The sequence below is a fragment of the Marinovum sp. J2-8 genome, from assembly GCF_055808435.1.
Genome location: NZ_JBVVRZ010000006.1, coordinates 23,581 through 36,607, shown reverse-complemented (window position 1 = coordinate 36,607; position 13,027 = coordinate 23,581). Strand labels below are relative to the sequence as shown.

The following is a 13,027-nucleotide window of genomic DNA, read 5'->3' as shown; positions in this document are numbered from 1 at the left end:
GTTGGTGTAAAAGACCCCTCCTCAGGGCCTATCCAAGATCGCCCCCGCCCACCGGCACCGTGACGCCGGTCAGGTAAGACGCATCGTCCGATGCCAGAAACAGGATCGGGCCTGCCTGTTCATCGAGCGTTCCATAACGTTTCATGAAAGAGGACTGGATCGTCTGGTCGACGATGGTCTGATACCAATCCGCGGGCTGTTCGACCGCCGCATTTTCATTGCGCGGCACGACGCGGGGCGGGGCCTCGGTTCCGCCGGGGGCGGTGGCCACAACGCGAATGCCGCATTCGGCCACTTCCCAGGCAAGGCTCGCGGTGATGGCATTCACCCCGCCCTTGGCCGCCGCATAGGGCACCCGGTTCAGACCCCGCGTCGCGATAGACGACACATTGACGATCACGCCGCTTTCGCGCGGCAGCATGTGGTCGATGGCGGCGCGGCAACAGTACAGCGTTGGAAACAGCGAGCGCCGGACCTCGGCGTCGATCTCCTTGGGCGCGTAATGGGCAAACGGCTTGGCCCAGATCGTGCCGCCGACATTATTGACCAGAATGTCGATCCGTCCCCAAAGATCGAAAGCCTTGGCCATCGCCTTATCGCAGCCGCTCCAGGTTTCCAGATTGACCGAGATCGCCTCGGCCACACCACCGGCGCCCCGGATCGCTTTGACCACGTCCTTGCGCGCGGGGGACCGGTCGACAATCAGCACCCGGGCGCCTTCGGCGGCGGCGCGTTCCGCCACCCGACGGCCAATGCCCTGTGCTGCGCCAGTCACCACCATGACCTTGTCCGTGAACCGGGCGCTCATGCCGCTTCTGCCGCCGCTTCGGTGGGGTTGAACTTTTCAAAATGAAAGCTGGCCGGTGTGACCCCCAGCTTCGCCATATGCCCCCGCACCGCATCGACCATCGGCGGCGGTCCACAGAGATAGACATCAACATCGCCGTCATGCAGATCACCCGCCGTCAGGTGATCGGTCACGAACCCCTTGCGCTCATGCGCATCCTCGTCTGCGGCCAGCACGGTGATCACCCGGACAGTGCCGATCTGTTCCGCCAGCGCCTGAACCCGGTCCAACGCGACCAAATCCGCGGCGCGCGTCACCGCATAATACAGCGTAATCGGCTGGTCGCTGCCGTGTTCGGTCAACTGTTCCAGCATCGACAGGAACGGCGCAAGCCCGGTGCCACCCGCCAGCCACACCTGTGGTCGCACCATAGGGCGCAGGTAAAATGCCCCCATCGGCCCGGTCAGGGTGACGGCATCTCCCGGTTTGGCCTGTTGGCCCAGATAGGTCGACATCACCCCGCCCGGCAGGTTGCGGATCAGGAATGTGCCCTCGTCCGACCCCGGCGCAGAGGAAAAGGAATAAGACCGCTGCGCATCCGTGCCCGGCACCGAAATATTGACGTATTGCCCCGGCAAAAACCCGATCGGCCTGGCCAGTTTGACCCGCAGTCCAAAGGACGTTTCCGACAGGTGATCAACGGCCACGACCTCGGCTTCGATGGCTTCTGGCGCGGTCTTGCAAACCGCAGAAGAGGCCGGCACGCTGACCACGCAATCGCTTTGCGGCATCATCTGGCATGTCAGAACATAGCCTTCTGCCGCCTCATCCGCTGTCATCGCTTCATCGAGATAGAATTCAAGCTCGTATTCCCCCTTTCCGCCCGACATTTGCAGGTGCCGCACACCCCATCCCGGCAATCCATCGGAATGTTGATCTTTTGGCGAAAGGCGGCTTCGGTCACCATTTCATCATCGTCACATTGAATGACGCGGGTCACGCCATCCTCGAAATTCAGGGCAACGTTATAGGTTGTCATGGCATGCTCCTCCCCTGCCCGCGCAACCTGACAGAGCTGCGCGGTGGTCGTGTTCGGTTGATGTCGCGGCGATCAGATGTGGTAGACGTCGATCACATGATGGATGCGGTCGTTTTTCAGCACGACCTTCTTTGACGTGATCAGCGGCGTGGGCCCCGTGGTGTCGAGCGTGTAATACGACGTCCCCCAATGGGCATCGGTCTTGCCATAGCGATAGTTCAGATTGTGCCAGTTGAACCGCAGCTTGACGGTGCCGTTTTCCTGGCTCAGCACCTCGATATTGGCAAGATTATGCGAGGTGCGCGGTTCCGGCAGCGAGGTGGCCGAAGACCGGTCGGTCTGGATACGAAACACCCGATCCTCGATCCCGGATTTGTTGGGATAATAGATCAGCGACATTTCGTTCTGTGGATCTTCGGTCAGCTTGTCCTCATCATCCAGGCCGGCATCCAGAACGGGCAATCGGCGTGATAAAACGTCAGCCAGCGGTCCCATTCGCGGTCATCCAGCGCGCGAGCCTCGGCATAGAGAAAGGCCTGAATTTCGTCGAAACCCAGCGTGATTGCGGGGCGTTCAAGTGTTTGGGTTGTCATCTGTGTGTCCTCCTCATTCAGCGGCCATCTGTGCGTCCGGCGCGGTTTCGCGCTCTTTGGCGATGGCGCGGGCCATGCGTTCGGACCATTGGCTGTGCTGGATCACAAACAGGCCTTCATCTTCAGTGCGTGCCCCCGACAGGATCGGGTTGATCCCCAGCGCCCTGGCGTCTTCGTCCGGGCCGGTGATCCACTGTGTCGCCCCGCGACAGATGTCGTTCCATTTGGCATGGGCGCCGCAGGCATAGCCGCGTTGGGTGGCGCGGAATTCCTCGGTATCATCGGGGGTTGCCATGCCAGAAGCGTTAAAGAAATCCTCATACTGGCGGATGCGCAATGACCGGGCCTCCTGACTTTCGCCCTTGGGCGCGATGCAATAGATCGTGACCTCGGTCTTGTCGACGCTGATCGGGCGGAACACCCTGATCTGGCTGGAAAATTGATCCATCAAAAAGACATTGGGATAAAGGCAGAGGTTGCGCAGCACGCCAACCATCCATTCGGCTTTGGTCTGGCCATATTGTTCGGTCCATTCGTCCAGACGCGGATAGTTCGGCCGGTTTGTCGGGTCCGACCATGTCGTCCACAGCAGCAGGTGACCGTTCACATAGGAATGAAATCCGCCCTTCTGTTTCGCCCATTTCGACGCATCTGTGGCCTTGATCTGATCTTCCTTGCCATCGGCTGTGCGGTGGGCGGTGGTGGCGACATAATTCCAATGCACCGCCGAAACGTGATAGCCATCCGCACCATTTTCAGCCTGCAATTTCCAATTGCCGTCAAAGGTATAGGTCGACGCACCGCGCAGCACCTCCATCCCCTCGTCCGACTGATCCACAATCATGTCGATCATCTTGCAGGCTTCGCCGAGGTACTCCTCAAGCGGTTCGACATCGCCATTAAGCGAACCAAACAGAAACCCGCGATAGTTCTGGAACTTCGCCACCCGCGTCAGGTCGTGACTGCCGTCCTTGTTGAACTGTTCCGGGTATCCGGCCCCCTTGGGGTCTTTGACCTTCAACAGCTTGCCGGTGTTGGAAAAGGTCCAGCCATGGAACGGACAGGTAAAGGTTTTCTGATTGCGTTTCTTGAACCGGCACAGCATCGCGCCGCGGTGTGAACAGGCATTGACCAGCGCGTGCAATTCACCGTCCTTGTCGCGGGTGATCACCACCGGCGTGCGGCCCATATGCAGGGTGAAATAATCGCCCGGCTCGGGGATCTGGCTTTCATGCGCCATATAGATCCAGTTGCCCTCAAAGACGTGTTTCATCTCCAGCTCGAACAGCTCTTCGTCGGTGAACATGTCGCGGCGGGCGCGGAACACGCCGTTTTCGGGGTCGTCCTGAACGATACCGTCAAGCCGGCCTTCAAGCGCGTCAAGATTGGATTGGGTGAACATTTTCGGGTCTCCTCCTTTGGGCCGGTCACATCGGACCGGACAAATGCGTGTCAGCGGTGTCTCAGGCGCCAACAGCGGTTTTCAGCGGTGTTCTGCGGTCGCGGCGAAAATGCGCGATCTTGTCCGGGTCCAGCGTGACGCCAATGCCGTGGCCCGTGGGCAGTTCGACACAGAAATCGCGATAGACGATGGGCGTGGCCAGAATGTCCTCGGTCAACAACAGCGGCCCAAAAAGCTCTGTCCCCCATTCCAGCGTCGTGACCGTCGAAAACAGCTGCAATGCGGCGGCGGTGCTGAGACCGGTTTCCAACATGGTCCCGGCATAAAGCGCGATCCCGGCCGCCTGACCGATGGCAATCACCTCCGAGGCCCGTTTCAGACCGCCGGATTGCGCAATCTTGACCGCGAAAACATCCGCCGCGCGCCGCCCTGCGACGGTCAGCGCATCCTCTGGCCCGTTCAGCGCCTCATCCGCCATGACGGCGATTTCGTAACTGCGGGCAAGCTCGGCCTGGGCCTTCAGATAGCGGGCCTGCACCGGCTGTTCGACCAGCTCACAGCCGACCTCCTGCAGGCCCTTCAACCCCCAGCGCGCCTCCTGCATCGACCAGGCCTGATTGATGTCGACACGGATGCTGGCATCTTCGCCAAGCGCCTGTTTGATCCGTGCCACATGGGCAATATCCTCGCGCACGGGGCGTTTGCCGATCTTCAGCTTGAAAATATTGTGCCGCCGCGCCGCGATCATCTGTTGCGCTTCGGCAATGTCGGTGTCGCAATCGCCCGATGCCAGGGTCCAGGCCACCGGCAATTTTGTCGTCACCGCACCGCCGAACAACGTCGCCACCGGCACGCCAAGCCGCTTGCCCAATCCATCCCACAGGGCGATTTCGATTGCCGTCTTGGCAATCCGGTTGCCGCGCACCAGCTTGTCCATGCGTTGGATCGCGCCATTGACCAGATCGCCCTCGCATCCCACAAGCGCCGGCGCCAGATAGGTATCAATTGCCGAGCGGATGCTTTCCGGGCTTTCCGGCCCATAGCTGAGGCCGCCAATGGTGGTGCCCTCGCCCAGACCTTCGGACCCATCAGAGAACCTGATCCGAACCAGAACGGCGGTCTGGACCCGCATCGTGGCCATCGACAGCACATGGCCGCGAATGGTGGGAATATCGAGGATCATTGTCTCGATGTCGTCAATCTTGGGCACGCTCATCACCGCAACTGGTTGTTTCTATCGCAGCCAAGATTGCGCTTTTTCAGACGCTTGTGTCGATGATGCGGCGGGTCTCGGGTGATACCTTGGGGCGGCATGACGGGACAAAGACCCGCTGTGACACGGGGTTTTGCGGGGCGGTCATGGGGTTGAAACCACCGGCCCGGGGCCGCGTCGCCGATCCAGATGGACCGCGCGCAAGACCGCGCACAGGACCGTGCACTGGGCTGGACACAGGACCGTGCAATCACCGGCGCAGTAAGACTGACAGGTGTCTGAAATCAATATATCTTTTCAAGGCCGCAAAGGCCCCGATTTAACCAATGATCAACGCTGTTCCCGTTGCAGAAATGCGGTGATCGTCTCCTGGCCCGCCGGGTCGATCATCGTTTCGCCATCCGCAACCAGATCGGCCAAGGACTGGGCCCGCAGGGCATCGCGCCAGACCGCTTCTGCCGACAACATCCGCGATTTGATGAAGCAATCTGACTTGTAGGCACAGGGGTCCGCGCTTTTGCCACAGCCCCGCTGCCGGATCTCGCGACAGACAAAGGACGGGCCCGGCCCGTCGATGGCCTCGACAATATCAAGCAACGTGATGTCCCCGGCCGGACGTGCCAACCGATAGCCGCCGCGGGGGCCGGGAATGGCCGCAACCACCCCCCGTGCCGCCAGCAAACGCATGTGTTTGAGCAGATAGGATTCCGACACGCCGTGAAATTCCGCCAGACTTTTGCCCGGAAGCGCCCGGTCTTTGTCAACGCCGGTCAGCAGCAACATGCAATGCAGCGCCGTTTCCACACCATCGCTCAACCGCCGCATTGCACTTACCTCGCATACATCTTACCCCTATCGTGGATATAAACTATCCATGATTCGCAAACAACCCCGAAAGGACCCCCAGATGACCCCCCGCATGAACATTGCCGCCCTCGCGCCGGACCTCTTTCGCAGCATATTGGATCTGGACCGGATGATCCGGGAAAGCGGCCTCGACAGCCAATTGCTGCATCTGGTGAAACTGCGCGCCTCGCAGATCAATGGATGCGCCTATTGTGTCGACCTGCACTCTGCCGAGGCCCTGGCCGATGGCATTCCCCCGCAAAAGCTGCATCTTCTGGCGGTCTGGCGTAAATCTTCGTTGTTTTCGGAACAAGAGCGCGCCGCGCTGCAATGGACCGAAAGCCTGACCCATATCGCAGACACCGGTGCGCCCGATGGGGATTTTGATGCTGTCAAAGCGGTGTTTTCCGAAAGCGAGGTCGGCAAACTGACCGTGGCCATCGGGGCCATCAACATGCTGAACCGGATGGGGGTCGCGGCGCGGCTTGAACACCCGACCCGGTAACGTGGCCCGGTAACCCGGCCTATCTAACCGCCGCCCCCTCGCGCCACGTTACCGCGACGGCGGTTCTTGTCCGACGGCTTGTTTTTTCGCTTGCGTCTGTTGAGCAACAAACAAAAGACTATCTCGAGATACCGGGGCAGGCCGTCGGACGATATGCGAAATCCGTCAAAGGATCGTTTGATCCTGACGACGGGGTCGATGCCCCCTTTCGCCCCTTTGAAAAGGCCAGACTGAAATGACAGATTATTCGTACTTCAAAATCGACGCCAACCTGATCGGTGGCGAATGGCGCGGCCCAAGTGGATCGGACGGGATAGAGGTCACCAACCCGGCCACCGGCGAATTGATCGGGACGGTGCCCAAATTCGGCGCCGCCGAAACCAAGGAGGCCATTGATGCCGCCGCCAGCGCCTTTCCCGCCTTTTCCGCCCTCGACCTGAACACCCGGGTCGGGTTGCTGCGCAAATTGCACGATGCTCTGATGGATCATCAAGAAGCCCTGGCAGAGTTGCTGACACTCGAACAGGGCAAGCCGATGGCAGAATCGCGCGGCGAAATTGCGATTGGCGCGGCCTATATCCAGTGGTTTGCCGAGGAAATCCGCCGCACCAAAGGCGAAATCGTCCCCTCGTCCGTCAATGGGCGTCAATTGCTGGTCACTCATCATCCGGTCGGCGTTGTTGCCGCGATTACCCCGTGGAATTTTCCGTCTTCCATGCTGGCGCGCAAGCTGGGGCCTGCGCTGGCGGCGGGATGTACGACGGTTGTCAAACCCGCATCCCTCACGCCTTATTCCGCATTGGCCTGGGGTCGGCTGGCCGAAGACGTCGGATTTGCGCCCGGTGTCATCAATATCGTGACCGGATCGGCGCGCGACATCGGCAACACGATCATGGCCGATCCGAAGGTGCGCAAAGTCACCTTCACCGGCTCTACCGAGGTGGGCAAGGAGCTGATCCGGCAATCTGCGGAAACGGTGAAAAAGATTTCCATGGAACTTGGCGGCAACGCGCCGTTTGTGGTGTTTGATGATGCCGATCTGGACCGCGCGGTCGCGGGCGCAATGATCGCGAAATATCGCAATTCCGGGCAAACCTGTGTCTGCGCCAATAAAATCTATGTCCAATCCGGCATCTACGACGCATTCGTGACACGGCTGGCCGAGGCCACCAGCGCCCTGAAGGTCGGCGATGGTCGCGACGATGGCGTGGAACAGGGGCCCCTGGTGGATCAGGCGGCGTTCAAAAAGATCAAAAGCCTGGTCGACGATGCCACCGGTCTGGGCGCCAAGGTCATTGTCGGCGGCAAAGGCCATCCATTGGGCGGAAACTGGTTTGAGCCGACAGTGATGACCGGGATCACCCCGGACATGCAGATCGCCCACGAGGAAATCTTCGGGCCGATCTCGGCGGTGTTCAAATTCGACACCGAAGACGAACTTGTGGCGGCGGCCAATGACACCGACTTTGGCCTTGCGGCTTATGTCTATACCCAGGATCTGGGCCGGGCCTTTCGCATGAATGCCCAGCTGCAATATGGCATGATCGGGATCAACGAGGGGCTGATCACCACGGTCGAAGCGCCGTTTGGCGGTCTGAAAAGCAGCGGCATCGGCAAAGAGGGCGGCAGCCAGGGCATCGTGGATTATCTCGATACCAAATACGTCTGTATCGGCGGCCTGTAAGTTCTGCCCCCCACCGGGTTCAGACCGGGTGGGGGGCGCAACCGTTTCTGTCGGCGCTTGACCGGATCACCCATCGCCTAGGCGAGGACAGCCTCCCAAGCGGCGCGGGTGGTGGCGAATTCATTCGGAATCCTGACGGTCAAGGCATCCGCCTTGTCACGCTCGCCGGTCTTGCACGCCCGTTCGATGTCGCTGAACAACATCTGCATCCCGGTGGCCCCCATCATCCCGCACATGCCCGCCAATTCATGGCTGGCCGATTGCATCTGAGCGTAATCCCCCTGATCGCGGGCCACTTCGAGCTTGGCCATCAAATCCTGTGCATCGCGACAACAGGCATCAAACCGTTCGCGCAGCTGATCATGCCCCAACAATTCCAACAAATCCGAAACCTGTTCGGGATCGAGCAATGGTTGACCCGACGTTCCCGGATCCGTTCCCGAATCCGTGCCCGAACTCAGCGGCGGGATCATCCGATTGGCCTTGGCCCGCATCCACGGCGCGATACTTCTTCTGCACGCATTCCTGCAAAGCCTTGCGATTGACCGGTTTCAGCAGGAAACCAGACATGCCCGCCTTGCGAAAACCCTCTTGTTCCTGCGGCATCGCCTGGGCGGTAAACGCCACGATCGGGGTGGTCTGGTTCGGCCCGGCGGCGGCGCGAATCCGGCGTGTGGCCTGGGTGCCGCTGATGTCGGGCATGGAAATATCCATCAGGATCAGATCAAAAGGCTGCTCTGCCGCCATGTCGATCGCCATTTGCCCGCCGTCGGCTGTGGTCACCTTATGCGAGGACAGCTCAAGCATCTTGCGCAGCAGATCCCGGTTGATGTTGTTGTCATCGACCACCAAAATCCGTTTCGGGCGCGTTGTGGATGCGGATTGCAGCGGATCGGCCTTTTTGACCTGGCTGTCGACCGTGACCTCGCGCAGCGGCAGTTCGACAATGAACGTGCTGCCCGCGCCCAATTCAGATTCGCATTCAATTGTGCCCCCCAGCTGCTCCACAAAGCGGCGCACAATGCCAAGCCCAAGCCCCGTGCCGCCGGTGCGGCGTTCATAACGGCTGTCGAGCGAGACAAAATCCTCGAAAATCCGTTTCTGATCCCCGGGTGCGATGCCGATCCCGGTATCGCTGACCTCAAACCGCAGCATCCCCTGACCGGGTTGATCGCCTGACGGGGTGTAATGGGCAAACAGCGACACCGCCCCATGCGAGGAAAACTTGATCGCATTGCTCAGAAGGTTGGTCAAAATCTGCTGAATTGCGCGCGGCGAGGTCAGGAAATGCCGATTCTCCAGCCCCTTTTGTTGCAGATCAAACGCAACTTCGCCATTTCTGGCCATGGGTTTCAGCATGGCCACCATGCTGGAGGTCAGCGCCGCAATATCACAGGCGGAGGGCGCGAATTCCTCTTCGCTCTCGCTGCGTTCGATGGCCAGAACATCATTGATATGCGACATCAGGATATCGCCGGAAAACAGCGCGGTTTTCAGATGTTCGCGTTGCTCCTTGCAAAGCGGGCTTTCGTCCAGAAGATAAAGCGACGACATCACCCCGTTCAGCGGCGTGCGCATTTCATGGCTCATCATGGCAAAGAAACGCGACCGTTCCTTGTACGCCTGCAGGGCTGTGTCGCGTGCCTGAATGATCTCTTGCTCGCGGCGTTTGTCGCCGGTCACGTCCCGAATATAAGAGATAAAGATCGGCCCATCGCGTGTCTGCGCCGTAGACGAGGTGAATTGACCGGGGAACTCTGAGCCATCAGCGCGCAGCATGTTCATTTCCTGGCGGCCCTGGTCCAGAAACTGGGTTTTTTCGGTTTTGAGATAGGCCTGCAAATCCCGTGTAAGCGCGTCATGGCTGCTGGCCGGGGTCAACAGTTCCAGACCGTTGCGCCCCAGCACGTCCTCTGCGCTGTAGCCAAAGATCTTTTCGGCGGAGCTGTTGAAATCAATCACCCGCTGGCGATGATCCGTCACCACAATGGCGTCAAACGCTCCGTTCAGAACAGCGGTCAGCTGCTGATGCTTTTCCTCCGCCGAAATGGATGCGATCTGCAAGGACGCGGTGCGGCGTATCAAAAAGACGATGGACATGATCAAGACAATCGTCGTGACCACAATCAGGCCCAACATGGCCTCTAGCAGCCAGATGATCCTTTTGCGTTCCAGCGTTGTTGCGTCACTCACCCCGCGAATCGTTCCCAGCGCAATGAATCGGGGGGATGCTTCCTGGGTCGCCAGCTCTGAGCCAAGAAAATCCAATTGCGCGGCCAATTCCGCGTCTGACCCGTCGATGACCGGGATCAACCGGTCCAGCAGCGCCTGCATTTCAGCCAGCCGCTCGCTTGCCTCGGGTTCCAGCGTCTCTGGCCGGATCAATGGCAGACGGCTGTAAAAGACATCGAACCGTTTGCGCAGATTTCCCAGATCCGGCGTTTCTGCGTGTTTTTCCTTTTCAATGGCCGACGTCAGCTTGAGGTATTCAATCTCAAGCTGGGCCGCCCGCCACGAGACCTGATCCTGCTGCGCGACGGCAATCGCGCGGACATAGTCACGTACAAAAAACGACAGCCCAACCGTCAGCGCCAATGCAAGCACGGCCAGCAATCCAATGGAAAGCTGGCCGCGTCTTGAAATGCGTTCCGTGCCAAAAATCGACATGCGCCCCTAAACCTGCACTATGGTACCAGCACAATGTGACCTGCGCGGCGTTATTTGGCGATGTTAAGCCGGTCCATCTGCCAAATCGAGCGCGAATAAACCAGTTCCGTCTGAAAGTCGGCGGAATCGTCATAGGGGTAGATCAGCCAGAGCGGGCCTTTGGTCCGGCGTGACATCGTATCACCGTTCTGGTGGAAGGCCACAATCGGCGCAGTCTCGCCCAGATCTTCAACCGGAATATCAACGGCATAGTCATTGATCGCTTGCACATTGGCCACGCCTTCGGTGACGCCCAGTTCATTCAGCAACGCGCTCAGCGGCACACCTTCGAACACCTGCTCACCTTCGGTCCAGATGGTTTCGGTGGTAACCGTCAGCACCGGCAATTCCTGAAGCTGGGCAATGGTAAAGGACCGGGACATGCCATCAACCGTGGTTGTCAGCACGATTTCATCATCGGCATGGGCGACAGTGGCAAGCACTGCAAGAAGCACGCCGATCATTTGAGAAAAAACACGCATCTGTTATCCTTAGCTTACGTTGGGTTCTTTAGCACAATAGCCGCAAATAAAGGTGCTGGCTTTTGGGATTCAGGTTACTAGACTATACTAAAGTGTAGAAAGTATTGCCGCTGGGCCCACTCTGGGGATTGGAAAGGCGGCGCTTTTCGGCCAAGCTGCGTCCGGACACCGGCCCCAGACCTGCGCTGGGCTTGAAGAGCAAGACGAAGGAAGCAAACAACAATGGCCCTCAGAGTGCTGATTGCAGACGATCATGACATGGTTCGCGACACCTTCACCATGTATCTTGAATCCAGTGGCACGGCCCAGACGACGCCAGCGGGATCGCTGGACGAAGCATTGAAGCTGATGCAGCAAAAGGGGCCGTTTGATCTGGTTCTGCTGGATTACACCATGCCGGGCATGAAGGGGCTTGAGGGGCTGCAGGCCGCATTGAAGATCAGCGGCGGCAATCCTGTCGGCATGATTTCGGGCACCGGCACCCGCCTGATCGCGCAACAGGCGCTTGATATGGGGGCGGCCGGGTTCCTGCCGAAATCAATGCCTGCGAAAACCCTGGTCAACGCCGTCCGCTTCATGGCGATGGGCGAAATATATGCCCCGGTCGATTTCATGTCCGGCAAGGATGACCCGGATGAAACCGATTTCGAAAAAGATCTGTCAGATCGCGAAAAGCAGGCGCTGCGCGGATTGATGGCGGCGAAGTCGAACAAGGAAATCGCGCTCGAGCTCGATTTGCAGGAGGTCACGATCAAACTGCACGTCAAGACATTGTGCCGCAAGATCGGGGCCAAGAACCGCACTGATGCGGCCATCATGGCCCGCGACGCCGGATTCGTCTGACCCGTCACACCCTTTACTGCGATTTATTCCCAAGACGGCGAAGCATTCCTTCGCCGTCTTTTTCTTTGTGCGCCGTCTTCCTTGCGCACCCTCTGCTTTGCGCCCTTTCCTCTTTGCGCCCTGTCTCCCTTGCGCGCCAAATTCCTTGCACGCCGCCATTCTGCCCTGACCCATCCGGCAAAACGGCCCTGCACCCATCTCCACAAGAAGTAGCGGGCATTCCGAACTGGGTGCCCCGCGTATACCGAAGGTTAGTCGCCTAGCTTTGCGCGGCTTGAATTAGCCATTCGCCACAGCATTTCGCCCTCCTTTTTCCGGCATTTCGATGAGGCAGCTCGGGTCAACACCCCAGCGCACTCTCAACCGCCGGTCCAGCCCCGGCTTATAAGGAAACGAACATGTCTTATTCTATCGTACGTGTCAGCCAGGCTTTGGTCGCCGGCCTGACGTTCAGCCTTGCCGCAAGCGCGGTTTCGGCCGAAGCACTTGAAAGCAATTTCTCTTACCGCATCGTCGAAATCGACGCCGCCAGCGCAGAGGTCCTGGTCGAACGCGACTCGGTCAAGCCCGGTGAAATCATTCATTACGAATTGCGCCACGAAAACAAAACCGACGGCGAAATGGCCGGTCTGGTTGTGGCAGCCCCGGTGCCAGAAGGCGTCACTGTCTCCTTGGACGGCCAGCATAGCTCGGTTCCTGCCGTCTTCGAGGTCAAGGCAGAACTGGACCCGGAAAACGAAGGTTTGGAATGGTCCACCCTTCCTGCAATGCGCAAGGTCGCCGATGCAAACGGCGCCCTGCAAGAAGAACCGCTGCCCGAGAGCGATATCGTTGCCGTGCGCTGGAGCTTCTCCGAAGCGCTCGACGCAGGTGAAATCGCCCTCAACAGCTACCGGGTGCAGGTGAACTGACCACAGGTCGTGATCC

13 protein-coding genes and 1 pseudogene are annotated in these 13,027 nt (G+C 59.3%); 4 read left to right on the top strand and 10 right to left on the bottom strand.

Going from position 1 to position 13,027, the window contains the following annotated elements; translation table 11 throughout:
- Positions 1-28 precede the first annotated feature (28 nt).
- The 7 genes and pseudogenes from benD to AC0L4F_RS17145 all read right to left on the bottom strand — a co-directional run bounded on the left by benD (position 29) and on the right by AC0L4F_RS17145 (position 5,859).
- A complete protein-coding gene (benD, locus tag AC0L4F_RS17175; protein ID WP_244690487.1) occupies positions 29-808 on the bottom strand; it encodes a benzoate diol dehydrogenase BenD in 780 nt (259 codons plus the stop codon).
- A complete protein-coding gene (locus tag AC0L4F_RS17170) occupies positions 805-1,677 on the bottom strand; it encodes a ring-hydroxylating dioxygenase ferredoxin reductase family protein (RefSeq protein WP_244690485.1) in 873 nt (290 codons plus the stop codon). The genes benD and AC0L4F_RS17170 overlap by 4 nt, the downstream gene beginning before the upstream one ends.
- The gene (locus tag AC0L4F_RS17165) at positions 1,623-1,826 is read right to left on the bottom strand and encodes a 2Fe-2S iron-sulfur cluster-binding protein (protein WP_244690483.1); all 204 of its coding nucleotides are present in this window, start codon (positions 1,824-1,826) and stop codon (positions 1,623-1,625) included. Before AC0L4F_RS17165 ends, AC0L4F_RS17170 begins: the two co-directional genes overlap by 55 nt.
- A gap of 72 nt (positions 1,827-1,898) precedes the next feature.
- Positions 1,899-2,419 (bottom strand): annotated as a pseudogene (gene benB / locus AC0L4F_RS17160) (benzoate 1,2-dioxygenase small subunit).
- Positions 2,420-2,432: 13 nt separating this feature from the next.
- On the bottom strand, positions 2,433-3,821 hold the full coding sequence (gene benA, locus AC0L4F_RS17155; RefSeq protein ID WP_244690481.1) for a benzoate 1,2-dioxygenase large subunit: 1,389 nt from the start codon (positions 3,819-3,821) through the stop codon (positions 2,433-2,435).
- Positions 3,822-3,882: 61 nt separating this feature from the next.
- Positions 3,883-5,037 (bottom strand): muconate cycloisomerase family protein, encoded by a 1,155-nt coding sequence (locus tag AC0L4F_RS17150; RefSeq protein WP_244690479.1) that lies wholly within the window; start codon positions 5,035-5,037, stop codon positions 3,883-3,885.
- A gap of 327 nt (positions 5,038-5,364) precedes the next feature.
- Positions 5,365-5,859, bottom strand: a complete 495-nt coding sequence (locus tag AC0L4F_RS17145; protein WP_244690477.1) for an Rrf2 family transcriptional regulator — start codon at positions 5,857-5,859, stop codon at positions 5,365-5,367.
- Between the two features lie 82 nt (positions 5,860-5,941).
- Here AC0L4F_RS17145 and AC0L4F_RS17140 point away from each other — a divergent pair, with 82 nt between their 5' ends.
- Positions 5,942-6,385 carry a carboxymuconolactone decarboxylase family protein gene (locus AC0L4F_RS17140; protein ID WP_244690475.1) on the top strand — a complete coding sequence of 148 codons (444 nt, stop codon included), beginning with the start codon at positions 5,942-5,944 and terminating at the stop codon, positions 6,383-6,385.
- A 235-nt stretch (positions 6,386-6,620) separates the two neighbouring features.
- Entirely contained in the window at positions 6,621-8,069 is a 1,449-nt protein-coding gene (locus AC0L4F_RS17135; RefSeq protein ID WP_244690473.1) for an NAD-dependent succinate-semialdehyde dehydrogenase, read from the top strand.
- Between the two features lie 77 nt (positions 8,070-8,146).
- On the opposite strand, the gene AC0L4F_RS17130 is transcribed toward AC0L4F_RS17135, so the two are convergent.
- The 3 genes from AC0L4F_RS17130 to AC0L4F_RS17120 are packed head-to-tail and all read right to left on the bottom strand — an operon-like array spanning position 8,147 to position 11,257.
- Positions 8,147-8,452 carry an Hpt domain-containing protein gene (locus tag AC0L4F_RS17130; RefSeq protein WP_244690471.1) on the bottom strand — a complete coding sequence of 102 codons (306 nt, stop codon included), beginning with the start codon at positions 8,450-8,452 and terminating at the stop codon, positions 8,147-8,149.
- Positions 8,430-10,736, bottom strand: a complete 2,307-nt coding sequence (locus AC0L4F_RS17125) for an ATP-binding protein (RefSeq protein ID WP_244690469.1) — start codon at positions 10,734-10,736, stop codon at positions 8,430-8,432. Before AC0L4F_RS17125 ends, AC0L4F_RS17130 begins: the two co-directional genes overlap by 23 nt.
- Positions 10,737-10,786: 50 nt before the next feature.
- A complete protein-coding gene (locus tag AC0L4F_RS17120; RefSeq protein ID WP_244690467.1) occupies positions 10,787-11,257 on the bottom strand; it encodes a putative pterin-binding protein in 471 nt (156 codons plus the stop codon).
- Positions 11,258-11,479: 222 nt separating this feature from the next.
- On the opposite strand from AC0L4F_RS17120, the gene AC0L4F_RS17115 reads away from it, so the two are divergent.
- Together AC0L4F_RS17115 and AC0L4F_RS17110 are read left to right on the top strand one after the other, a co-directional pair.
- Positions 11,480-12,100 carry a response regulator transcription factor gene (locus AC0L4F_RS17115; protein WP_244690464.1) on the top strand — a complete coding sequence of 207 codons (621 nt, stop codon included), beginning with the start codon at positions 11,480-11,482 and terminating at the stop codon, positions 12,098-12,100.
- Positions 12,101-12,498: 398 nt separating this feature from the next.
- Complete coding sequence (locus AC0L4F_RS17110) at positions 12,499-13,011, top strand: hypothetical protein (protein ID WP_244690462.1); 513 nt, start codon at positions 12,499-12,501, stop codon at positions 13,009-13,011.
- The last annotated feature ends 16 nt before the right edge of the window (positions 13,012-13,027 follow it).